The sequence below is a fragment of the Aeromonas sp. DNRA1 genome (assembly GCF_963888745.1).
GTDB classification, from domain to species: Bacteria; Pseudomonadota; Gammaproteobacteria; order Enterobacterales; family Aeromonadaceae; genus Aeromonas; species Aeromonas hydrophila.
Genome location: NZ_CAWPKQ010000005.1, coordinates 366,805 through 390,501, shown reverse-complemented (window position 1 = coordinate 390,501; position 23,697 = coordinate 366,805). Strand labels below are relative to the sequence as shown.

The 23,697-nt window shown below is 56.0% G+C and carries 23 protein-coding genes; 3 read left to right on the top strand and 20 right to left on the bottom strand.

The genetic code is table 11. The features are described 5' to 3' along the window. Nucleotides 1-9: 9 nt before the first annotated feature. A complete protein-coding gene (locus AACQ43_RS17780) occupies nucleotides 10-1,632 on the bottom strand; it encodes an NAD+ synthase (RefSeq protein WP_168968047.1) in 1,623 nt (540 codons plus the stop codon). A gap of 147 nt (nucleotides 1,633-1,779) precedes the next feature. On the opposite strand from AACQ43_RS17780, the gene AACQ43_RS17775 reads away from it, so the two are divergent. Then, on the top strand, nucleotides 1,780-2,277 hold the full coding sequence (locus AACQ43_RS17775; RefSeq protein WP_081086399.1) for a GspH/FimT family pseudopilin: 498 nt from the start codon (nucleotides 1,780-1,782) through the stop codon (nucleotides 2,275-2,277). Between the two features lie 3 nt (nucleotides 2,278-2,280). On the opposite strand, the gene AACQ43_RS17770 is transcribed toward AACQ43_RS17775, so the two are convergent. The 11 genes from AACQ43_RS17770 to ribF form a co-directional block, all read right to left on the bottom strand. After that, nucleotides 2,281-2,565, bottom strand: a complete 285-nt coding sequence (locus AACQ43_RS17770; RefSeq protein ID WP_060390402.1) for a TapY2 family type IVa secretion system protein — start codon at nucleotides 2,563-2,565, stop codon at nucleotides 2,281-2,283. Further along, nucleotides 2,565-6,164 (bottom strand): pilus assembly protein, encoded by a 3,600-nt coding sequence (locus AACQ43_RS17765; RefSeq protein ID WP_168968046.1) that lies wholly within the window; start codon nucleotides 6,162-6,164, stop codon nucleotides 2,565-2,567. The genes AACQ43_RS17770 and AACQ43_RS17765 overlap by 1 nt, the downstream gene beginning before the upstream one ends. 12 nt (nucleotides 6,165-6,176) lie before the next feature. Then, entirely contained in the window at nucleotides 6,177-6,587 is a 411-nt protein-coding gene (locus tag AACQ43_RS17760; protein WP_276844947.1) for a pilus assembly PilX family protein, read from the bottom strand. Nucleotides 6,588-6,607: 20 nt separating this feature from the next. Beyond that, nucleotides 6,608-7,600, bottom strand: coding sequence for a PilW family protein (locus AACQ43_RS17755; protein WP_168968045.1), 993 nt, complete (start codon nucleotides 7,598-7,600; stop codon nucleotides 6,608-6,610). Continuing rightward, complete coding sequence (gene pilV, locus AACQ43_RS17750) at nucleotides 7,597-8,169, bottom strand: type IV pilus modification protein PilV (protein WP_146061700.1); 573 nt, start codon at nucleotides 8,167-8,169, stop codon at nucleotides 7,597-7,599. Before pilV ends, AACQ43_RS17755 begins: the two co-directional genes overlap by 4 nt. 3 nt (nucleotides 8,170-8,172) lie before the next feature. Further along, entirely contained in the window at nucleotides 8,173-8,580 is a 408-nt protein-coding gene (tppA, locus tag AACQ43_RS17745) for a type IVa pilus pseudopilin TppA (protein ID WP_076361500.1), read from the bottom strand. A 112-nt stretch (nucleotides 8,581-8,692) separates the two neighbouring features. After that, on the bottom strand, nucleotides 8,693-9,628 hold the full coding sequence (gene ispH, locus AACQ43_RS17740; protein ID WP_045790663.1) for a 4-hydroxy-3-methylbut-2-enyl diphosphate reductase: 936 nt from the start codon (nucleotides 9,626-9,628) through the stop codon (nucleotides 8,693-8,695). After that, nucleotides 9,628-10,080 carry an FKBP-type peptidyl-prolyl cis-trans isomerase gene (gene fkpB, locus AACQ43_RS17735; RefSeq protein WP_168968044.1) on the bottom strand — a complete coding sequence of 151 codons (453 nt, stop codon included), beginning with the start codon at nucleotides 10,078-10,080 and terminating at the stop codon, nucleotides 9,628-9,630. The genes ispH and fkpB overlap by 1 nt, the downstream gene beginning before the upstream one ends. Further along, entirely contained in the window at nucleotides 10,077-10,580 is a 504-nt protein-coding gene (gene lspA, locus AACQ43_RS17730) for a signal peptidase II (protein WP_011704644.1), read from the bottom strand. The genes fkpB and lspA overlap by 4 nt, the downstream gene beginning before the upstream one ends. After that, the gene (ileS, locus tag AACQ43_RS17725) at nucleotides 10,580-13,441 is read right to left on the bottom strand and encodes an isoleucine--tRNA ligase (protein ID WP_043161566.1); all 2,862 of its coding nucleotides are present in this window, start codon (nucleotides 13,439-13,441) and stop codon (nucleotides 10,580-10,582) included. The genes lspA and ileS overlap by 1 nt, the downstream gene beginning before the upstream one ends. Next, entirely contained in the window at nucleotides 13,441-14,415 is a 975-nt protein-coding gene (ribF, locus tag AACQ43_RS17720) for a bifunctional riboflavin kinase/FAD synthetase (RefSeq protein ID WP_017409028.1), read from the bottom strand. The genes ileS and ribF overlap by 1 nt, the downstream gene beginning before the upstream one ends. Here ribF and AACQ43_RS17715 point away from each other — a divergent pair. Continuing rightward, on the top strand, nucleotides 14,320-14,517 hold the full coding sequence (locus tag AACQ43_RS17715) for a hypothetical protein (protein ID WP_168967857.1): 198 nt from the start codon (nucleotides 14,320-14,322) through the stop codon (nucleotides 14,515-14,517). The two genes, ribF and AACQ43_RS17715, sit on opposite strands and share 96 nt — an antisense overlap. A gap of 39 nt (nucleotides 14,518-14,556) precedes the next feature. Here AACQ43_RS17715 and murJ read toward each other — a convergent pair whose 3' ends face one another. Then, the gene (gene murJ / locus AACQ43_RS17710; protein WP_016349424.1) at nucleotides 14,557-16,122 is read right to left on the bottom strand and encodes a murein biosynthesis integral membrane protein MurJ; all 1,566 of its coding nucleotides are present in this window, start codon (nucleotides 16,120-16,122) and stop codon (nucleotides 14,557-14,559) included. Nucleotides 16,123-16,313: 191 nt separating this feature from the next. Between murJ and rpsT the strand changes: the two genes are divergently transcribed. Beyond that, nucleotides 16,314-16,577 (top strand): 30S ribosomal protein S20, encoded by a 264-nt coding sequence (gene rpsT / locus AACQ43_RS17705; RefSeq protein ID WP_005308808.1) that lies wholly within the window; start codon nucleotides 16,314-16,316, stop codon nucleotides 16,575-16,577. A 50-nt stretch (nucleotides 16,578-16,627) separates the two neighbouring features. On the opposite strand, the gene AACQ43_RS17700 is transcribed toward rpsT, so the two are convergent. The 7 genes from AACQ43_RS17700 to ptsP form a co-directional block, all read right to left on the bottom strand. Continuing rightward, the gene (locus AACQ43_RS17700; protein WP_016349423.1) at nucleotides 16,628-16,930 is read right to left on the bottom strand and encodes an ArsR/SmtB family transcription factor; all 303 of its coding nucleotides are present in this window, start codon (nucleotides 16,928-16,930) and stop codon (nucleotides 16,628-16,630) included. Nucleotides 16,931-16,979: 49 nt separating this feature from the next. Further along, nucleotides 16,980-17,912, bottom strand: coding sequence for a transcriptional activator NhaR (gene nhaR / locus AACQ43_RS17695; RefSeq protein WP_017409027.1), 933 nt, complete (start codon nucleotides 17,910-17,912; stop codon nucleotides 16,980-16,982). Beyond that, entirely contained in the window at nucleotides 17,899-18,306 is a 408-nt protein-coding gene (locus tag AACQ43_RS17690) for a hypothetical protein (protein WP_026080223.1), read from the bottom strand. The genes nhaR and AACQ43_RS17690 overlap by 14 nt, the downstream gene beginning before the upstream one ends. Next, nucleotides 18,303-19,493, bottom strand: coding sequence for a Na+/H+ antiporter NhaA (gene nhaA / locus AACQ43_RS17685; protein WP_024944573.1), 1,191 nt, complete (start codon nucleotides 19,491-19,493; stop codon nucleotides 18,303-18,305). The genes AACQ43_RS17690 and nhaA overlap by 4 nt, the downstream gene beginning before the upstream one ends. A gap of 226 nt (nucleotides 19,494-19,719) precedes the next feature. Continuing rightward, complete coding sequence (thyA, locus tag AACQ43_RS17680) at nucleotides 19,720-20,514, bottom strand: thymidylate synthase (protein ID WP_168968043.1); 795 nt, start codon at nucleotides 20,512-20,514, stop codon at nucleotides 19,720-19,722. Further along, nucleotides 20,511-21,338, bottom strand: a complete 828-nt coding sequence (gene lgt / locus AACQ43_RS17675) for a prolipoprotein diacylglyceryl transferase (protein WP_168968042.1) — start codon at nucleotides 21,336-21,338, stop codon at nucleotides 20,511-20,513. Before lgt ends, thyA begins: the two co-directional genes overlap by 4 nt. A gap of 67 nt (nucleotides 21,339-21,405) precedes the next feature. After that, nucleotides 21,406-23,685: a phosphoenolpyruvate--protein phosphotransferase gene (gene ptsP, locus AACQ43_RS17670; RefSeq protein ID WP_076361506.1), complete on the bottom strand. Its 2,280-nt coding sequence runs from the start codon at nucleotides 23,683-23,685 to the stop codon at nucleotides 21,406-21,408. Nucleotides 23,686-23,697: the final 12 nt, after the last annotated feature.

The following is a 23,697-nucleotide window of genomic DNA, read 5'->3' as shown; positions in this document are numbered from 1 at the left end:
GGTGACTCCTTACCAGTTCTGTTTGCCAAACCCGGACGTGATGGGGTAACGGCGATCCTTACCAAAGTTGCGGGCCGTGATGCGGGGCCCGACCGCCGCCTGACGGCGCTTGTATTCGTTGAGATCCACCAGCCGGATCACCTTGCGCACCACCGCCTCCTCGAAGCCTTCCGCCACCATGTCGGCTACGGAGGCATCCTCTTCCACGTAGCGCTTGAGGATGGCATCCAGGATGTCATAGGGGGGCAGGCTGTCCTGATCCACCTGGTCCGGTGCCAATTCTGCCGAAGGAGGACGGTCGATGACCCGCTGCGGGATCACATAATCGACGGAATTGCGGTATTCGCACAGCTTGAAGACCAGCGTCTTGGGGACGTCCTTGAGCACGTCGAAACCACCGGCCATGTCGCCGTACAGGGTGGCATAGCCCACCGCCATCTCACTCTTGTTGCCGGTGGTCAGCACGATGCGGCGACGCTTGTTGGAGAGCGCCATCAACAGCACGCCACGGCAGCGCGCCTGCAAGTTCTCTTCGGTGGTGTCGCGAGCGGTACCTTCAAACAGCGGTGCCAGCTGGGCCATAAAGCCCTCGAACATGGGCTCGATGGAGATGATATTGAACTCCACCCCCATCCGCTCGGCCTGCTCCTTGGCATCTTCCACGCTCATCTGGGCGGTGTAGCGGAACGGCATCATCACCGCCTGCACCTTGTCGGCGCCGATGGCATCGGCCGCGATGGCCAGGGTCAGTGCCGAGTCGATACCGCCGGAGAGGCCCAGCACGGCGCCGTGGAACCCATTCTTGGTGACGTAGTCGCGCACCGCCAGTACCAGCGCCTGATAGGTCTCTGCCAAGGGTTCCAGCGGCGCTGCGGGTTCCCGCTCTTTCACTGGCTGGCCATCGGCAAAGCGCACCAGCGCCAGCTCTTCGGCAAACGGAGCCAGCTTGTGGGTCAGCTCGCCCTGGCTGTTGAACACCTTGGAGCAACCGTCGAAGATCAACTCGTCCTGACCACATACCTGATTGAGGTAGACCAGCGGCAGACCCGTCTGATCGCAGCGCTCGGCCATCAGCTCGCGGCGGATCCAGGGTTTCTCCTGATCATAGGGTGAGGCATTGATGGTGAGCAGCAGCTCGGCCCCCGCGGCCTTGGCGGCCAGCGCCGGCCCCGGCTGCCAGAGGTCTTCGCAGATGAGCAGTCCCAGCTGATGACCACGGAAGGGGACCACACAGGTCTCGGTTGCCGCGGTGAAGTAGCGCTTCTCGTCGAATACCCCGTAGTTGGGCAAGTCCTGCTTGAAGTAGCGTGCGACCAGCTTGCCTTGCTCGTAGAGGGAGGCGGCGTTGTAGAGTGCCTCCCCGTCGCGCCAGGGGTGACCCACCAGAATGGCGCAGTTACCCTGCCATGCCGCGATGCGGGCCAGGCCGGCCTCCACCCGGATCATCAGGTCGGCGCGCAGCAGCAGATCTTCCGGTGGATAGCCGGTCAGAGCCAGTTCGGAGCAGACCAGCAGATCGGCGCCTTGCCGGTCGGCTTCGGCGGCTGCCGCCAACACCTTGTCACAGTTATCTTCGATGGCGCCTACCGTCAGATTCAACTGGGCAAGCATCAGAGAGAGGGCTTTTGCCATGGCGATGCATCTTGAATTCGAAAATGATGGGGAATGATAAAGAAAAGGAGAAGACTCTGCCAGTTCAAGACGGGAGCTCTAATGTGACAGTCCTTCACTGGCAGTGATAAGCTGTAAGAAGTCAAGGAACGACATATTCAGGGCTATATGAAAAACCATGGATTTACCCTACTGGAGCTGATGGTTACTGTCTCACTGCTGGTCATTCTGTTAGGGGTCGGCTTACCCTCCTTAAAAGAACTTATCAGTAGCAACAGCCTGTCATTCCAGTCAGAAATGATTCTGAAGCTTATTCGCTTTGCCAGAACACAAGCCATTGATAATCAACAAAATGTAACTGCCTGCCTTGCTGATGCATCTGATAAATGTGTGCAAAATAGTCCAGACCATTTTCTTGTCTTCATCGACGATAACAGCAATAGCGAGCTCAGCACAGGTGAAACACTGCTGGCTCGCAGTCAATCTCTATCAGATGGGATTGTTGTGACGGCAAATAGAATTTCAACCATATATAGTTCGGATGGTACCAGCATTGGCACAAATGCAACCCTCACTCTATGTGAATCAGGTCAACCTCAAGTCAATCTAGTCATAGCCCAATCAGGTCGCAGTACAAATACTCCGCAGGCCAATATATGTCCATGACGATTATCTCGGCTGACTTAACTCCTGCTTTTTAGCCGATTCAAGATTGAATTCTCGATTAACATCAGCACACTCAATAATGTTTTTGACTTTGCTTACTCTCCCTTGATATTCGAAGCCTTTCTTGGTGAAGGCTCTGTGAATACTGTCTTGGCTATTATCGGATAATGAAGTCTGCAAGATCACCTTTTGGCCATTCTCTAGTTCAACATAGCATTTTATATCAGCAGCCACAGCCACACTCGAAAGCAAAAAAAACAACATAGAAAATGAATATATAAATTTCATTACTGAACTCCTTCATAGAGGTATATCTTTTTGGGAGACATGTCCATTTCTGCTTCATCTGCGCCCTGAGAACATTCTCCCTCGGTGGTGCAACGCTCAGGCTCACCCTGACCTTCATTCTTGAGAATCACCTCTTCCCCTGGTGCGCCACCAATAATACGGATCTTGGAGTCATCCCCAGCATGAACAACAAGGTCATCAGCAACTTTGTTGTTCACATCAACATATCGGATAGGACTCTCATTGCCATCTTGATCTATAACATATCGAAATGTCGTACCATAGTGCATATCAATCATATATTGGCGCATTGCACCAATCGATTGAATGGTACACTCCTGAAAAGACTGAACTTGAGGCAAAAATGAGGTGAAATATAGCTTTCCTTGCAATACGACACCAGCCCCCATCGATTTCTCCCCTGGTTCATTTAACCAGTATACCCATCCCTTCTTACTTGTTATTGCAGCCCTCACATTCAAGATATCGGCATCGGTAGTTTTGCCAATGAGAGGATCACTGGTCACATCATACAGATCTGAGACTAGCAATGGAGTGGGTGTATTGGTTTGATAATTTTTGGCGATGACATTGTAATCTCTCAACATGAAATAGGCATTTTTTACCGTAGACTCAGATGATGGTCTATTACGGTCACCACTTCCGATCAGCACAGCATCAAATGGACGCTCTTTATAGGTATATTGATCTTTTCCATTTACAGTGGTTCTAGTCACTTCCTTATTAATTGTCCTGACAATGACAGGTTGAGTAAAGAAGCGTCGATCAGCACTTTGTACAGAATCAGACCCCAGGTTGGCGAACTTATAAATACTCCACTCTGTTTTATTGGTTGATGGAAGGTCCATTCTCCATATATTCCCCCCCGTATCACCTGCATAAACTCTATCTATTTTTCCATCACCATCACTATCCAAGGTGGCAACAGTCCCCGGCATGCTATCCGTCATACCAGGCACGCTGAGATTTGATGAAGAAGCAACTGCAGGTGTAGCACTGAAAATCAACGCCCCGGTGTTAGCATTAATGAAATAAATCCCGGCACCTGAGCTATCTCCAGCACCGATACCGGCATTACTTTTGTTCAAATCATAACCACCAGCGAAAACTAATACCGGATCGGTTACCCCCGGAATAAAAGCAACTTCAGGTACAGACCATGTCTGCCCCAACTGAGAAAAACCTGTGGTTTGATTGCTGATATTCCATTTCAGTGCAGGCGCATCAGGATTGGAAATATTGAATGCATAATAACTCTTACCACCCCCTCTCAATCCTATAAACAGCCATGCAAAGTCTCCTTCTGAAGACTTGATAACACCATTTCGGTTAGCATCTTTGATCAATGCAACAGGAGATGAGTCAACTCCGTAGATATGTGTCGAAGACTCTACATTTTCTCGAAGCGCCTTTTGGTTTGCCATAAATTCGTATGGGATAATAGCCCAGCTTTCATCAATACTGGAACCTAAGTCCTTAAACATATGGAGAAAACCAGCATTTGTTCCCATGATAATCCGAAGGTCTGGCGCGTCATTAGCGTTGCCGGAGGGTGGCCCATAATTTATGACTAATGGTCTTGAGTGGAGTGGATCACCGAGAATGAATTGTCTGGTAGATGTCGTAGCATCAAAGTCTTCATCATCAACATCTACACCACGTGTCCAGTTTATCAGTGAGTCCGCCGCGGCAGAATCGGTGACCTGTAGATCGCTAATTAAAGTAGAGGCACTACCCGCTATGCTTTCCAGATTGGATCTGGTGAAGTTATCCAAACGTGACTGGGCTTTATTGATCACATAAATGCTACGTGAAGCTTTTTCTGCCAGCATTGCTTGGGCACCACCTTTCACAACAATATTTCCATCACGCTCACCAGACCAATATGTCTGTGCATTTTCTATAATCGAACCATCCGTTTTTATCGCTGGCAAGTCATTAACATCTGCCACATAGCCTTTGCTAGAAAAAATCAATTTCTTCAGATTGCCTTTCCAACGCGGGCCTGAGTCAGGTTCAAACATTGCGTAATATATATTATTGAGGCTACGAGTGCGATCAAAGTTATTAGTTGCAATTGCCGGCGAGACTAGAGATGTGTTAATTTTCAGTATCGCCAACAAAGAGGACTTCAGCGCCTGAGTCAGAGCTGTTGCATCTGTTGCTGGATAATACGTCCCTCCACCACGACGAGCCGTCTCCGCCAACAAATTACCGGCCCCGGTTACCGCATCATCCCCAAACCCAACAGTGAATGTTGTCACAGTCTGCACACCAGGTGAGCCACTATTCACATCTTTATGTTTCATATAACCAGCAAGCGCGGCAAGATAACTTTTACTACCACTGGTGCCATAACCAACCGTTGTACCATAAGCAGCTTTTTCATCCGCGCTAAGATTATTAATAAGCCCTTGGACCAAGGTGTTAGCAGCTATATCTTGAGTGGGTTCACCGTCTGTTATATAAATAACATAACCATTGTTTGAACAATTGTCATAAGGCGACTTATAAGTTCCAACGGGATTTTCTGCCAAAGTGTCTCTTGCTGGCACTCTCGTACTATCATCATCACCATAATACACACTTTGCCCACCAAAAAAACGATAAGCCTCATACAGAGTTTCACACAATGGCGTATTGGTTTCGGCACTTAAGCTATCAATTGTTGACAACAAATTTTGTTCTGCCGTTACTCCACCTCCCATATTTTCATCATTACTTAAAATTCGTCTAACTATACGCCCGCCGTTTCTGCCACCATTACTGTCATTGTAATTATAAACAGCCAACCCAAAATCCACACCTGGAGTTGAAGAGACCAATCCTTTGACTGCATCCTTGGCAATTTTCAGTCTTGACTGAACGCTATAACCAGTAGGGCCATAGTACCAACGAATGTAATTTGCTGAATATAGTGTAACACTAGTATTACTGCCCGTTACTGCATTGGCTATATTTGAAGTGTAATACCAAGAGCCTGAATTATTGGATGTTTTATTGATAGGATATCCTGCAGTCACACTTCCGACAGGAACGGTACCACTGAAAGGGTTTGCGGTATTTTTCGCTGTAATATCTTGCTTGCAATCAACTAAGTAAATCTCACTCTCTACATATGGAGAAACTGATGTCCACGAACCTTGCCGAGGAACTCCGCTGTTATTAAAACTAGAGTATAGATAACTCCATACTTGTGATTGAAAATATCCTACGTTGCTTAATGGTGTTTTTGAAGAGGCACATGCATTAACTTTATCCGAAAAACGTTTGGTACTAGTAATGGTCGGCACGCTACCATCTGTTGAATAGTATATATATTTTTTACTATTACCAGTATCAGGGTCTTTGTTTAAAGCAGCATATGTTGTAGATGGATTATATTCTTCTTTAACAACATCCATTGTCTCACTCATGCTACCAGAGTTATCGAAAACAATTAATATTTTCGGTCTAAAATCCCCAGCTTTAGAGAAATCATAGACAAATAGTTCAGTATCATCTGAGTAACTATTGGTTGCCATCGCTGGCATGACAGTAACCAGCATGAGTAACAACAATTTTAGATAATCAAGCATATCCTATGCCCCTCATTCAGATTTGAGCAATGGTTGCTCGACACCTGCAGTCCAGTTTAATGGACGTGAGTTTTTTCCATAATTTACTCCTGCCTGCATTTCTACATAGCGGCAGGAAGGGATAACATTTTGACTACTTGCATTGAACTTTCTTTTACATATCGTCTCTGCTCGACGTGTCATGCTAACTGATGTTGTGATATTATTTCCCGATATACTTAATGCTGCACTTGTGCCCATCGTTGCAATGCGAGTTGAAAGACCACTCTGTTGCAATGCACTCTCGAGCACACCTTCAACTTGATGCTCTGCTTGCTGGATACTTGCTGAAGCTCCCGCCATACGCAGATCAATTCCACTTGACTGCATCACGATGACCGCAATTAAAGTCAAGGGAACTAAAATAATAAGAGCAATGATCAAGGCAACTCCTCGTATGCGCATCACTTGCCTCCTGTAGCGATCATTGCAGGATTACGAATAGCAACACTGCTTTCCAATAACAAGCGTCTAAATCCATCACCATTGCCAGACACTGAGATATTACCAACCTGATATACATTATTGTTTTTGTATTTCGCAGATGCCTGTAAGGAACGAACCAGAATAAATACCCTGGCTGAAACAACTCGGCCCTCATTCCATTCCTGTGATGAAACATTGACACTGCCAACATATTTATCGATAACGCCATCTGGCACGGGAGTGGTATCCACTCCATAAAGAACAACAATACTTTCAATACCGTCAGCCATCGACCCCGTTATCAGAAAAGAACCGCCATTTGCAGTTAACATTCTTTTTCTCAACTCAGGAATGCCTGATGAACCTGATGCGAGGTAGTAAATATAATGTTGATATTCCCATATTTGCCGTGCTGGCATTGCTGTGTCGGTCGGTGCAACTTCATTACCACGAAAAATATATGCAGCTTGAGTCGTTGTCGCCATATAGAACCGATTACTATCGAGACTACCAGTGAGAGGTCGTCCAATCAGCCGTTTTATACTGATGACATCTGAATTCGCTATTCTGGACGAGGACGTAATACAAGAAAAACCTGTCATATTTTTACTGGCATCGACTCTGGCGACCCAAAGTGCCCGCGTGACTGTTGTTGAGGATGGAAAACTACCCTCTCCTCTTTCATCGATGCAATCATTGCTACCAGAAATAACGGCTCCACTACTTAAACTAACACCAGCATCTTTTTGCATCGGCATTCCGGTATAGTCACCCCAAAAACCGGCCCATCGCAGGTCTTGAGTAATCATCCGCATGGCCAGGCGACCATTTTCTTGCAGTTCACTTTGATCAAAAACATCTTCCGTTGTGGCACGGGAAGCCACATAAATGCTTAGTACCCCCCCCAGTAGAAATACGCCAATAACCATGGCAATAAGCCATTCGATAAGCGTAAAGCCTTTGGTTTTCATAACGTTGTTGCCAGCATATAGTAACGCCTTGACTGGAGCGTTCCGTTGCCAAAACCACACAGGTTGCGGATATTATTCGATATGGCCGATGTACCGTCAGAAATGCTCTCTCGCCCCTGCCAGGTAACAATGACTGTCATAGCATTGGCATTTCCTCGAATAATACAGCCGGATGGATTCTGTAGTACTGAGGAGGCACCTGATACTGCAACGCCCAACAAGGACTGCTGCCAACTGAACATATCCAAAGCGAGCAGATCGTTTGCACTGCAACTGGTCATGGTGCCATCCTCGTTACCACAGCTTGGCTTGCTGATGGAAGAACCCGAACTGACAGTCCAAGCCTGTGCAGTCTGAAGCTCCCATATAGAACGATTGATTCTGGCACGTTCAACGATGTCAGTTGCCAACCAGCTTGCAATCGTTCTTTGTCTGGCCTCATAGCCAGATAGCTTGGATGTCACCTGCATTCCCACCAATCCCAGTAATCCAAAAGACAGCACGACAGCCGCAATCATTACTTCCAGTAGACTGAACCCTTTCATTGAACTCAAGATGGGCCATTTCATGGACTAGTCCCAGCAATCATTGTTGACAGTATTGCCAACATTGAAGGCACTTTTAGTGCCATTTTGGTCGATTGAATAGATGACACAGTCCTCATCAGAGCCCTGTGAACCTGATGCTGTGGCGGACAAGACATACGTATTAGTACCGGCAGATATCACCAGATGGTACAAACCCGCATCGGAATTCTCGGAAATATTGAGTGCAGCAGCCGAAGATGCATATCGATTGAAATCCATAAAATAGGTTTCTTGCCGGTTGGCGGCATCCAACAGCATTTTTTTTGCATCGACACGATGGCTGGTCAGCAGATATCGCTGATAGGAGGGGTAAGCAATTGAGCCAAGAATTGCCACAATGGCAACAACAATCATCAGCTCGACTAGAGAAAAGCCTCGAAAGAACCCAATCATATCCCATCCTTGGTGTGATTGACGGCTTTATAAGTTTAACGCCGAGCCTGTCACTAGAACAAACTCGGCGTCAATATCATTGCACTTTATTCTTAAGCCTTCCTGGCTTCGCTCAAATAATTCTAAGTTCCGGCGGCACCTCAAACACCACGTTCTCTTCACGACCGGGATGCTCGGCCACCACCTTGCCACCCAGCTCGCGCAGGCGCGTGATGACCGACTGCACCAGCACCTCGGGGGCGGAAGCACCGGCGGTGACACCGATCGCCTCTACTCCCGCCAGCCAGTCGGCCTCGATCATGGAGGCATCGTCGATGAGATAGGCCTTGGCACCCACCTTCTCGGCAAGCTCCCGCAAGCGGTTAGAGTTGGAGGAGTTGCGCGACCCCACCACCAGCATGGCGTCCACCAGCCCTGCCATCTCCCGCACCGCGTCCTGGCGGTTCTGGGTGGCGTAGCAGATGTCGTCCTTGCGCGGCCCCTGGATCTTGGGGAAGTGGGCACGCAAGGCATCGATGACATCCGAGGTCTCGTCCACGCTGAGGGTGGTCTGGGTGACGAAGCAGAGGTCATCCGGGTTCTTCACCTTGAGCTTGGCCACATCTTCCGGCGTCTCCACCAGATACATGCCCCCCTCGCGATTCTCGTACTGACCCATAGTGCCGATCACCTCGGGGTGACCGGCATGACCGATGAGCACGGCCTCGGAGCCCTTGCGACTGGCGCGATGGACCTCCATGTGCACCTTGGTCACCAGCGGACAAGTCGCATCGAACACCTTGAGGGCACGGGACTTGGCCATCTCGCGCACCGCTTTGGAGACGCCGTGGGCGGAGAAGATGACGATGCTGTCATCCGGCACCTCATCCAGCTCTTCGACGAAAACGGCGCCCGCCTCCTTGAGCTTGTTCACCACGTAGCGGTTGTGCACCACCTCGTGACGGACATAGATGGGGGCGCCAAACTTCTCCAGTGCGCTCTCGACAATGCTGATCGCCCGGTCGACACCGGCACAAAAACCACGGGGATTGGCCAGAAGAATATTCATCAGTGAACCGCTTCCTCGTCATCAACCCCCAGGATCTCCACCTCGAACGTGACGGTGTGACCGGCCAGGGGATGGTTGAAATCGACCGTCACCGACATCCCTGCCACCGCCCGGATGATACCCGGCAGCTCACTGCCGTTGGGCTGGTCGAACAGGATGATGGTGCCGACCTTGGGTTCTACATCGGCACCGAACTTGGCGCGGTCCAGATGATAGATGTTGTCGGGATTGGAGAGGCCGAACGCCTCTTCCGGCGCCAGCGTGAAGCTCTTGCTCTCCCCTTCGCGCAGCCCCAGCAGGCACTGCTCGAAACTGGAGGTCAGGCTGCCATCGCCCATCCGCAGGCGGGCAGGCTTGCCTTGCAGCGCAGTGCTGTCGGCCACCGAGCCATCTTCCAGCTTGATGGCGAAGTGGAACAGCACGCTGCTGTCTACCGCAATCGGCTGGCTCATGGCGTCACGTCCTTCTTCTTCTCACTGCGAAAACCGTCCAACACTATCATGGCGGCGCCGATGAAGATGAAGCTGTCCGCCAGGTTGAACGCCGGCCAGTGGGCACGCTGCCAGTAGAAATCGAGGAAGTCGACCACGTGGCCCAACACCAGCCGGTCAAACACGTTGCCGAGCGCCCCGCCGATGATCAGCGAGTAGGCGATGCCGCTCCAGCGCTGAGCGACGGACTGCTTGCGCAGCCAGTGGATCAGCAAGCCGCAGATGGCAAACGCCAGCACCGCGAAGAACCAGCGCTGCCAGCCGCCCTGATCAGCCAGGAAGCTGAAAGCCGCCCCCTTGTTGTAGACATGGACCAGGTTGAAGAAGGGGGTGATCTCCACCCCCGGGTAGCCAAATGGCAGCAGCTTGACCACGGCGAGCTTGCTCGCCTGGTCCAGTACAAAGGCCAGCACTGCCAGCCACAGCCAACGCAGGCCGCTTTTATGGTGAGTCATGTTCATCAGGCAAATTGACGAGTTTCGCCGTCACCCTCGACGTTGGTGACGCAGCGGCCACAGATCTCTTCGTGACCAGCGATGGTGCCCACGTCTTCCACATGGTGCCAGCAGCGGTCGCACTTGGCGGCAGCAGACTGGGCCACACTCAGCCACAGGTCATCGCGCTCGGTCGCCACGGCATCTGCCGGAGCGGCATCGACGCTGACAACCTTGGCCTTGGAGGTGAGCAGCACGAAGCGCAGCTCATCGGCCAGGGCGTTCAGACGCGCAGCCAGTGCCGGCTTGGCGAACAGGGTCAGCTCGGCCTGCAGGGAGCCACCGATGCGTTTCTCGCCACGAGCCACTTCCAGTGCCTTGTTTACTTCACCACGCACGGTGAGGATCTCGGCCCAGAAATCGTCGTTGAGGGCTTCACCCGCTTCCAGCCCGAACAGGCCGTCGTACCACTCCTCAGTGAACACGAACTCGCCGCGCTCACCCGGCAGCAGCGCCCAGATCTCGTCGGCGGTGAAGCTCATGATCGGCGCCATCCAGCGCACCATGGCTTCGGCGATGTGATACAGGGCGGTCTGGCAGGAGCGACGGGCCAGGCTGTCAGCCTTGGCGGTGTACTGACGGTCCTTGATGACGTCCAGGTAGAAGGAGCCCATCTCGATGGAGCAGAACTGCATCAGCTTCTGGGTCACACCGTGGAAGTTGTACTCGTCGAACGCCGCCATGATCTCGGCCTGTACCGCTTTGGCACGACCTACAGCCCAGCGATCCACCACCACCATGTCGGCAGGCGCCACCATGTCGGTCGCCGGATTGAAGCCGTTCAGGTTGGCCAGCAGGAAGCGGGCAGTGTTGCGGATGCGGCGATAGGCGTCGGCAGAGCGCTTGAGGATCTCGTCGGAGACAGTCATCTCGCCGGTGTAGTCAGTGCTCGCTACCCACAGACGCAGGATATCGGCACCCAGCTTGTTCATCACGTCCTGCGGGCTCACCACGTTGCCGATAGACTTGGACATCTTGCGACCCTGGCCATCCACGGTGAAGCCGTGAGTCAGCACCTGGTTGTAGGGAGCCTTGTCTTTCATGGCCACGCCGATCATCAGGGAGGACATGAACCAGCCGCGGTGCTGGTCAGAGCCTTCCAGATACATGTCGGCCGGATTGCCGTTGAACTCGGGACGGGCGTCGACCACGGAGGAGTGGGTCGAACCTGAGTCAAACCAGACGTCCAGGGTGTCGGGCACCTTGTCGTACAGGTCGGCGTCGCTGCCCAGCAGCTCGGCCTTGTCCAGATCCCACCAGGCCTGGATGCCGGACTGCTCGACCCGCTTGGCCACTTCGTGCATCAGGCGCACGGATTCCGGGTGCAGCTCCTGGGTCTCCTTGTGGACGAACAGAGAGATGGGCACGCCCCAGGTACGCTGGCGGGAGATACACCAGTCAGGACGGTTCTCGACCATCGCCTGAATGCGGTTTTTCCCCCAGGCCGGCACCCAGCCGCTCTGGCCATGCTGTTTGATGCCGTCTTGCTCGATGCGTTCGATCTCCTCCAGCGCACGCTTGCGCAGACCCTTCTGCTCCATGCTGATGAACCACTGCGGGGTGGCACGGAAGATGATCGGGGTCTTGTGACGCCAGCAATGCGGGTAGGAGTGGTTGAATACCTTGTGATGCAGCAGGGCGCCGCGCTCGGTCAGCACCTCGACCACGGAGGCGTTGGCCTTGAACACGTGCTGGCCGGCAAACAGTTCGGTATCCGGCAGGTACACGCCGTTGCTGCCAACCGGGTTGGCGACTTCCAGACCGTACTTCTGACCGACCACGAAGTCTTCCTGACCGTGACCAGGCGCAGTGTGTACGGCGCCGGTACCAGCATCCAGGGTGACGTGGTCACCCAGCACTACCGGCACGTCGAAGCTGTAGAAGGGGTGGTTGAAGCGCAGCAGCTCGAGCGCAGCGCCCTTGGCGTAGCCCAGGTTGTGGAACTGCTCGATACCGGCGCGGTCCATCACGTCCTTGACCAGCTCGGCGGCCAGGATCAGGCGCTCGGGATGCTCCCCTTCAACCTGCACCAGTGCGTAGTCCAGGTCGGCGTGCATGGCGATGCCGCGGTTGGCGGGCAGAGTCCAGGGGGTGGTGGTCCAGATCACGGCAGAGATCGGGCCCTTGCCGGTGTGGCCTTCGGCGCAGTCAAACTTGGCGGCAACGCCCGCCTCGTCAACGGCCTTGAAGCGCACATCGATGGAGGGGGAGTTCTTGTCGTAGTACTCCACTTCGGCTTCAGCCAGCGCGGAGCCACAGTCGGTACACCAGTGCACCGGCTTGGAGCCTTTGTGCAGGTGACCGTTTTCAACGATCTTGGCCATGGAGCGGATGATGTTGGCTTCGGTGCCAAAGTCCATGGTCAGGTAGGGGTGTTCCCAGTCACCCAGCACGCCCAGCCGGATGAAGTCGGTCTTCTGCGCTTCGATCTGGGTCTTGGCGTATTTGCGGCACTCGGCGCGGAACTCGGCGGCGGAGACCTTCTCGCCCGGCTTGCCGACCATGCCTTCTACTTTCAGTTCGATGGGCAGACCGTGGCAATCCCAGCCCGGCACATAGGGGGAGTCGAAGCCGGAGAGGCCCTTGGACTTGATGATGATGTCTTTGAGGATCTTGTTGACCGAGTGACCGATGTGAATGCTGCCGTTCGCATAGGGGGGGCCATCGTGCAGAATGAACGAAGGCTTGCCCGCTTTGGCGCGGCGAATGGCGCCGTAAAGATCCTGATCGTACCAACGTTTCAGCATGTTGGGTTCGCGCTTGGCCAGATCGCCACGCATCGGAAACTCGGTTTCCGGAAGATTCAGGGTGTGTTTATAGTCGCTCATCAGTCCTGGGTTCCCTTCTTTTCTAAAAGAGTGCTGGGTAAATGGAGTAGTGGCAGCCCGAACCAGGCTCGGGCCGCCAGGGCATCTCGTTCGATCTGCTCTTTCAAGGCGGTGAAAGAGGCAAACTTCTGCTCTTCGCGCAGCTTGTGGCGAAGCAGCACCTTGACCTGTTGACCATATAGGTCGCCAGAAAAATCAAATAGATGTACTTCCAATCTGGCTTGTGTACCGCTCAAGGTCGGCCGTACACCCACATTGGCGACACCGGGGAAGGTCTTGCCGGAACATAACACTTCCACCGCGAACACGCCACCGACCGGGATCACCTGGCGCTTGAGGGCCAGATTGGCGGTGGGAAAACCTATGGTGCGGCCCAGCTTGTCGCCGTGGGCCACCCGGCCGCTGATGGTATAGGGACGGCCGAGCATCAGCTCCACCTCCGCCATGCGACCGGCCGCGAGGGCCTCGCGCACTAGCGTGCTGCTGACCCGCTGACGGGACAACTGGAAACTCTGGGTGCTGATCACCTCGAAACCGAAGCGCCGGCCAGCCTCTTCCAGCAGGTGGAAGTCCCCTTCTCGCCCCTTGCCGAAACGAAAATCGTCGCCCACCACCAGATAGTGCACACCGAGTTTCTCCACCAGCAGTTGCTCGATGAAGGTAGTGGCGGACTGCTCGGCGAAGCGATGGTTGAAGCGCACGCAGAGCATGCGATCAATCTGCATCCCCTTGAGCGCTTCATACTTCTCCCGCAGGCGGCTGAGGCGAGCCGGCGCCGCGGCCCCAGCAAACAGCTCCAGCGGCTGCGGTTCAAACAGCATGACGCAGGCCGGCAGGCCCAGTTGGGCTGCTTTTTCCTGCAGGCGAGACAGCACGGCATGATGACCCTGATGAACCCCATCAAAGTTGCCAATGGTCAATACACACCCCCGGTGACGGGGCTTGATATTGTGAATACCGCGGATAAGCTCCATCAATGCCTTGTGCGTCGCTGCTATGAAAATCGCCGGATTATATATCAGGCGGCACTCTGGGTCAGCCCTGTTGCTGACCCGATTTCAGCCATCCAGCCCTGATTGCTGGCTCAGGCGGGACTTCCGCCATAGTGCGCCGACTCAATCATCCCGCCCTGCTCTCAGATCTTTTGGCCGAATGCCCAGCGCCAGCAAGACACCGGCATAGATGGCGCCCCCCAGCACCAGCAGCATGGTCAACTGCATGCTCGCCTTGCTCATGTGCCAGGCGCCCCATTGGGCCAGATCCGGCGAGAGGTAGAGGAGCACGCCCCCCATCAGCAGACTTGCGGTCAGCAGCTTGAGGCAGAATACCCCGGTGTGGCGGGAGGGCCGGTAGACGTTCTGCTGATGGAGCCCCTTGAACAACAGGGCCGCGTTCAGCGTGCCCGAGCAGGCAGTCGACAGCGCCAGCCCCACGTAACCGAGCGGATAGATGAAGATGAGGTTGCAGGCCATGTTGGCCGCCATCGACATCATCCCGATCCGCACCGGAGTGCGGGTATCCTGGCGGGCGTAGTAGCCAGGGGCCAGCACCTTGATCAGCATCAGCGACAGCAGGCCCGTGGTGGATGCCAGCAGGCTGGCGCTGGACATGCTCACCTCGTGCAAGCCGAACTCGCCGCGCATGAACAGCACCCGCAGAATGGGTTCGCGCAGCACGGCGATGCCCACCATGGCCGGCAGGCCGAGCAGCATCACCATCCGAACCCCCCAGTCCATGGTGCGGGAGAAGTCGGCCGGATCTGCATCCACGTGTTTTTTGGCCAGCGCCGGCAGGATGACGGTACTGATGGCGACACCGAACATGCCGAGCGGGAACTCCAGCAGTCGGTCCGAGTAATAGAGATAGCTGATGGCGCCGGTCGCCAGAAACGAGGCGAGCATGGTGTTGACCAGCAGGTTGATCTGGCTGACCGACACCCCGAACAGCGCCGGGATCATCAGGGTGCGGATCTTCACCACCCCTGGATGGTGCCAACCCCACTTGGGCCACACCAGCATGTTGATCTGGCGCAGGAACGGGAACTGGAACAGGAACTGCACCAGACCGCCGAGGAAGACGCCGATGGCCAGCGCCAGTTCGGGGTCGTCCAGCCAGGGCGAGATCCACCAGGCGGCGGCGATCATGGTGATGTTGAGAAAGATAGGCGTGAAGGAGGAGACCCCGAAGCGGCCGAAGGTATTGAGGATGGCCCCCGCCATGGCGGTAAAGGTGATGAACCAGAGATAGGGGAAGGTGATCTTGAGCATCAGGCTCGCCATCTCGAACTTCTCGGCCGCCGGCCCGCCATGCAACCAGTCCCAGAACCAGCCCCAGCCGAACAGGGCGGTCAACACCCCAGAGCCCAACACCCCGAGCAGGGTGACCACGGTGACGATCCCCCCGAGGGTGCCCGCCACCGCGGCCAGCAACTCGCGCACTTCGCTCTCGTCGCCCTTTTTCTTGTACTCCGTCATCACGGGAACAAAGGCCTGGTTGAAGGCACCTTCGGCGAACAGGCGACGCAGAAAGTTGGGAATGCGGTTGGCAAAGAAGAAGACGTCTGCGGCCACCCCGGCACCGAGCAGATTTGCGATGACCACATCGCGCACCAAGCCCATCACGCGGGACGCCAACGTCATTCCGGACACTATCATGCCGGATTTGATCAATTTCTTACTCAAGACGAGGCCTCTGGAACTGTCGGAAAGAAAAGAATGCTGTTAGAATCGGCCGACAGTTTAACCGTCTCCCATCTGACACACCACCGGGGGGCGGTGTTTATTTGCACAAATCATTTGACAATATGTGGTTGAGAAGGCATATTTCCGGGCCTTTTCAATACACTCGCTAAGACAGTTTTAGGAGTTTTACCTTGGCTAACATCAAATCTGCTAAGAAGCGCGCTCTTCAGTCAGAGAAACGTCGTCAGCACAACGCCAGCCGTCGTTCCATGACCCGTACCTACCTGAAGAAAGTCATCGCTGCCATCGCCTCCGGCGACAAGGCCGCCGCGACTGCCGCTTTCGCTGTTGCTCAGCCGATCATGGATCGTATGGCGACCAAAGGCCTGATCCACAAGAACAAAGCTGCTCGTCACAAGAGCCGCCTGTCTGCCCAGATCAAAGCTATGGCTTAATTCAGCATCTGCTGAACAAAGCTAAAAAAACCGGCCTTCGTGCCGGTTTTTTATTTCTGTTCGCTGCAGTACAACTTGTGCAGCAATCCTATCATCTCACGCACCTCATGGCTGCGCAGCGAATAGTAGACCGTCTGGGCCTCCTTGCGCGTCTCCACCAGCTCATCCCGCCGCAACACAGCCAGATGCTGTGACAACGCCGACTGGCTCAAACCAAGCCGCTCGTTTAGCTCGCCCACCGACAGCTCCCGCTCCAGCAGCTGACACAGGATAAACAAGCGCCGCTCGTTGGCCAGCGCCTTGAGCAGAGCGACCGCCCGGCTTGCATTTGCCTCCATCTCTTCCAGTTGCATCTCATTCCCTCTCGTTCGAGGCAAGAATCATACTCTGTGGCCCGTCGATTTAAAATGACAGGGTTGCCGGTTGAATCGTAGTGAAATCCTCCTGACCGGCAAACAGAAAGGAGAAATCGCTCTCGCATACCCGTTTGACCGCCGGATGCTGGATCATCCGTTCGGCGAAGATGACGTAATACTCCTCCATCAGATCCTGGGTCTCCCCCAGCAGCATCACCTCCTCCCCTTCCAGGATCTCCTCCCGATAGATGGTGGGAGCCATGAAGATACCCTGGTTGAAGAAGCCGAACGCCTTCATCAGGGCCGCATCGTCAAACTCGCCGAGGATGCTGGGCGATACCCCTTGCTGCTCGAACCACTGGGTCAGCTGGCGCCCCATGGCAGTGCGCCGGCCCGGGATCAGCAGCTTTCGCTCCTCCAGACAGGCGGGAAAAGGGAGCGATGGCAGCGGCGCCTTGCAGAAGAAGCTGACCCCGCAACCACCGAGCCGCTTGGAGAGCAGGCCGGCGTGCTGGCTGGAGTCCACCGGGCAGTCGGAGAGGATCATGTCGAGCTTGTGCTCGCTCAGCTGTTCCAGCAGCAACTCATGGGTCGATTCGAAGCAACGCAGGTGGATGGAGCCATCGTTCGGAATAACGGAGAGCAGTACCCGGCTGGCAAGGCGTTTAGAGAGTGCATCGGCGATGCCGACGTCGAACAGGATCTGGCTCTCCTTGCGGTAGTTGACGATATCCAGCATCTCGTAGGAGAGGCTGAACATCTTGTCGGCATAGCGAAACACCAGCTGACCCAGCTCGGTCGCCTCGAGGGAGCGCCCTTTGCGCATCAACAGCTTGCCGCCCAGGCGCTGCTCCAGCAGCTTGATCTGGCCGGTCACGGTCTGCGGCGTCAAGAAGAGGGCTTCCGCCGCTTGCGTGACGGAGCCCTTCTTCTGAGTCATCCAAAAATAGTAGAGATGGTTGTAGTTAAGGTGTGACATCCGATGGGGTTCCCGCGCTGCGCGGACTCCGGTAGCAACTGAGTTCAGCCGCCAGAATGTCATACATGTCGCTGATCGAGTCAACCTTGTTCGCGTCGAACTGCGCCTGCAGATGGGCCTTGAGGCGGGCCGGATCCGGCATCCGCTCCCCGCAGTAACGCTTGTTGGACTGTTTGACCCGCTCGCCGGCCCGGCTGCTCAGCGCCCGTTCGGCGAAGGTCTCGCCAAACTGGGCCTTGGCCTGCTTGTCTCCCAGCATCAGGGCGCTGTCGACCACCCCGTTGAGGTAGGCCGAGCAGCCGGCCGAGGCCGCATCCTGCTGGCAATCCTGCAGACTGCCGGCCCAGGCCGTCTGGCTCAGCGCCAGCAAGGCCAGCCATCCTAGTCTTTTCATAACCCCTCCGTGCTTTGGTCGGCCTCCCGGTTCGGGAGCGCCATGCGCAGGGCGAGATAACCGACGATCGCCGCCAGGGTCGATCCCACCAGGATCCCGAGGCGCGAATAGCTGCCGTAATCCAATCCGCCGTGCTCGAAGGCCAGCGAGGCGATGAACATCGACATGGTAAAGCCGATGCCGCACAGGATGCTGACCGCGAAGATCTGTTTGAAGTTGACCCCGTTGGGCAATTGGGCAATGCCGAGCTTCACCGCCAGCCAGCTGATGGTGAACACCCCGAGCGGCTTGCCGATGAACAGCCCCAGCATGATGCCGAGCGGCACCGGGCTCAGCAGGGCGGAGAGACCGATCCCCTCCAGCGATACCCCGGCATTGGCAAAGGCGAACAGCGGCAGGATCAGGTAGGCACTCCAAGGGTGCAGGGCATGCTCCAGTTGCTTGAGCGGCGAGGCATAGCGCTTGCCGTTGAGGGGGATCATGAAGCCCACGATGACCCCGGCCAGGGTCGCATGGACGCCCGATTTCAGCACCGCCACCCAGAGCACCAGCCCCACCAGCATGTAGAGGCTGATCCGATCCTCGCCGCGGCGGTTCATCCACAGCAGGGTCAGGGTCGCCAGAATGCCGATCGCCAGCGCCGTCAGCGACAGCTGCTGGGTGTAGAACAGCGCGATGATGATGATCACGCCCAGGTCATCCATGATGGCCAGCGCCAGCAGGAACACCTTGAGGCTGACCGGCACCCGCTTGCCCAGCAGCGCCATCACCCCGAGGGCGAAAGCGATGTCGGTGGCGGCGGGAATGGCCCAACCGGCGCGCGCCACTTCATCCGAGTAGTTGAAGAAGGCATAGATGAGCGCAGGAGCCAGCATGCCGCCCACCGCGGCGATGGCCGGGAAGGTGGCCTGCACCCGGGAAGAGAGGGCCCCTTCCAGCATCTCGCGCTTCACCTCGAGGCCGACCAGCAGGAAGAAGACGGCCATGAAGCCATCGTTGATCCAGAGCAGCAGCGGCTTGTTGATGTCGAGGGCGGCGATGCGCACCTGCACCTGGGTATCGAGGAAGGCCTGATAGCTGCCGGCCAGGCCACTGTTGGCCAGGATCATCGCCAGCATGGCCGCCATGATCAGAATTATTCCGGAGGCGGCCTCCAGCTTGAGGAACTTTTTGATTACGTCGCTCATGGTTAAATTATCCACAGTATTACTTTGTTTTGAGTCTATATCCCATAACAATTAATGGAAAATCGTTTCTTACTGCGAAATACAACGAGAAAACCGAAGGCAAAATCAAACATGCCTGCTATAGGCAGGTTTTCTCCCACACGGATTTCACTCGAAGCCCAGTCATCAGAGTGAATATTCTGTGGTTTTTATGCATAAAAAAGGCGCCTCATGGGCGCCTTTCACATCAGATGGCGACAGGCGCCTTGATGCCGGGATGGGGGTCGTAACCCTCTATCTCGAAATCCTCGAACCTGTAATCGAAGATGGAGTCTGGCTTGCGTTTGATCACCAGGGTCGGCAGCGGGCGCGGCTCGCGGGAGAGCTGCAGTGCGGTCTGCTCCATGTGGTTGGAGTAGAGGTGCACGTCACCACCGGTCCAGACGAAGTCGCCCACTTCCAGGTCACACTGCTGGGCCATCATATGGGTCAGCAAAGCATAGCTGGCGATGTTGAACGGCAGGCCGAGGAACACGTCACAGCTGCGCTGGTAGAGCTGGCAGGAGAGCTTGCCGTCGGCCACATAGAACTGGAAGAAGGCATGGCAGGGTGCCAGCGCCATCTTGTCCAGTTCGCCCACGTTCCAGGCGGAGACGATGATGCGGCGCGAATCCGGATTGTGCTTGATGTCATCCACCGCCTTCTGGATCTGATCGATGACAGACCCGTCAGCCGCCGGCCAGGAGCGCCACTGGGCGCCATATACCGGCCCCAGATCGCCGTTCTCGTCGGCCCACTCGTCCCAGATGCTGACGCCGTGCTCTTTCAGGTAGGCGGTGTTGGTATCGCCATTGAGGAACCACAGCAGCTCGTGAATGATGGAGCGCAGGTGGCACTTCTTGGTGGTAACCAGCGGAAAGCCTTCCGCCAGATTGAAGCGCATCTGATGGCCGAACAGGGAGACGGTGCCGGTACCGGTACGGTCGGATTTCACGGTCCCCTCATCGAGGATCTTCTGCATCAGGTCGAGATAGGCTCTCATTGCTTTGCCTCCTTGACGCTGTTACCGAACAGCTGTGGCCGCTTGTAGGCAACCCAGATCATCAGGGCTCCGATGATGATCATCGGGGTGGAGAGGATCTGGCCCATGCTGATCTCCTGGAAGTAGAGACCGAGCTGGCTGTCCGGCTGGCGCACGAATTCCACCAGGAAGCGGAACAGGCCGTAGAACAGCAGGAACATGCCGGAGATGGCGCCACGGGGTGGGTTCTTGCGCCAGAACAGGTTGAGAATGATGAACAGCACCACCCCTTCCAGTGCGAACTGATAGAGCTGGGACGGATGGCGCGGCTCGGGGCCCGCCTCCGGGAAGATGATGGCCCAGGGCACATCGGTGACCCGGCCCCACAGCTCGCCGTTGAGGAAGTTGCCGATGCGACCGACGCCGAGGCCGAACGGAATGAGCGGTGCCACGAAGTCAGCCACGGTGAAGAAGTGGCGGTTGGTCTTGTGGGCAAACCAGACCATGGCGGTAATGACCCCGATCAGGCCGCCGTGGAACGACATGCCACCGGTCCAGATCTTGAACAGGTAGAGAGGATCGGCCAGGAACAGGTCGAAGTTGTAGAACAGCACGTAACCGACCCGACCACCCAGGATCACCCCGAGGAAGCCGTAAAACAGCAGGTCCGAGACCTCGTTGCGGGTCCAGCCACTGTTCGGCGCATCCGCGCGGCGCCCCGCCAGCCACATGGCAAAGGCGAAACCAAACAGGTACATGAGACCATACCAGCGTACCGATAGTGGTCCCAAACTGAATGCTACGGGATCAATCTGCGAGAAAACCCAATATCCATCGTGCTGCATAAGCGGCCCCAGTCATAAGAAAAGCCGCATTTTCCGATCATTCGTCAGCAGGGACAAGGCATGATTATCAATCAGTCTGTTTCGTTTTGTGACCGGCGCGCAGCAAACCGCCCAGGCCGTGCTCTTCCAGATAGCGGGCAAACAGGCCGCGCAGCACGTGCGGGTTGTCGTGCTTGAGGCCATCCGTCAGCAGCACCGTCAGTTCGCTCAGGGTGGACTGACACAGCACGTACTTGATGCGGGCGATGTTGTGGGTGTTCATGCTGAAGCGGCGATAGCCCATGGCCAACAGCAGCAGCACCCCGACCGGATCACCGGCCAGCTCACCACACACCGACACCGGCTTCTGGTAACGATGGGAGGCATCGACCAGCAGTTGCAGGGCGCGGATCACCGCCGGATGGAAAGCATCGTAGATATTGGCGACCCTGGCGTTGTTGCGATCTACCGCCAGCAGGTACTGGGTCAGATCATTGCTGCCCACCGACCAGAAATCGATGAGTGGCGCCATTTCGGGCAGGATGTAGAGTGCGGAAGGCACCTCGATCATCACCCCCAGGCTCGGATAGCGGATCACCGCCTCCCGGCTGGCCGCCTCTTCCGACACTTCTCGCCAGGCCTGATCCAGCAGGCGGCGGGAAGCCTTGATTTCGCTGACGCTGCTGATCATCGGCAGCATGATGGCCAGATTGTCCAGCCCTTCGCTGGCCCGCAGCATCGCCTTGAGCTGCACCAGGAACAGTTCGGGGTGATCCAGGGTGAGCCGGATCCCCCGCCAGCCAAGGAAGGGATTTTCCTCGACGATGGGGAAATAGGGCAGCTGCTTGTCGCCGCCCACATCCAGGGTTCGCATGCAGACCGGCCGGTTGCGGTAGGTCTCCAGAATGCCGCGATAACGGGCGGTCTGCTCCCACTCGGAGGGGAAGCTGTCCTGCAGCATGAAGGGAATTTCGGTGCGATAGAGGCCGACCCCGTCCGCCAGCTGATTGAGGGATATTTCGGTGTCGGCACTGAGCCCGGCGTTGAGCAGCAGGGAAACAGGCACGCCGTCGGCCGTCTCGGAGGGCTGGTTGTCGACGCTGCGCACCAGGGTATCGAGCGCCCGCTCCTCGCTCAGCAGCTGGCGGTACTCGGTCAGGATCACCTGGTTGGGTTCGATGAAGAGATCGCCGCTGTAGCCATCGACCACCAACATGCGACCACCGATGTCGCCGAGCGGCAGATCCACCCCCATGATGGCCGCCACCCCCATGGCGCGAGCCAGAATGGCGGCGTGGGAGTTGGTGCCCCCCTTGAGCGACACCACCCCGGTCAGAAACTCGCGGGGGACTTCAGCCAGGATGGTGGCGGTCACCTCGTCGGCAACCAGCACCACCGGCTCGCCGATGGCGATATGCTCTGGCTCGTTTTGCACCAGCCGGCTGATGAGCCGCTGGGCGATGTCCTTCACATCGGTGGAGCGCTCCTGCAGATAGGGATCCTTCATCCCCTTGAACTGATCGATCAGCCGGTCACTGATGAGCTTGACCGCCGATACCGCCGTCCAGTGCTCCTTGCTCACCTTGTTGCGAATGGGCTTGATGTAGCCCGGATCGTTCAGCAGATGCAGATAAATGTCGAAGATGGCGACCGAGTCCTGGCTGTAGCTCTCGCGAAACCGCAGTGCCAGGCTCTCCAGATCGTGGCGCACCTCCTCCACCGCCACATTCAGCCGCTCCAGCTGTCTGGCGTGATCCTCATCTTTGCGCGGGGTGATGGAGTTGAGCTCCTTGCGCGGCCGCCACACCCAGGCCTTGGCCATGGCGATGCCGCTGGCACCGGCAATGCCGCGCAACGGCTTGCTCCAGTCGGTCTTCTGCAGCCAGCCCTTGGCTTGGGCCTGGGCGATCCGGGCCGCCAGCTGGGCCGCCAGGGTCACCATGAAGGACTCTTCCCCCTCATCGAAGAGGCGGCTCTCCTTCTGCTGCACCACCAGAATGCCCACCACCTGACGCTGATGCATGATGGGGGCGCCGAGGAAGGAGCGAAACGCCTCTTCAGCCACATCGGGCAGGAACTTGAAGCTGGGATGGGAGGGTGCATCGGCCAAGTTGATCAGCTCTTCCCGCTGACCCACCAGACCGACGATGCCCTGCTCGAACGGCAGGGTGGCCTTGCCCACCGCCGACTCGGCTAGACCATCGGTCGCGGCCAGTCGGTAGCGGCGCATCTCGGGTTCTGAGACATAAACGGAACAGCAGTCCACCATCATGGCCAGCCGGGTCTGGCTGACCAGTGCCTGCAAGGCCAGCTCGAGGGTATTGGCCTCGGCCATGCTTTCGACGATGCGTCTGAGTTCCGTTAACAACTAATCTGTGCT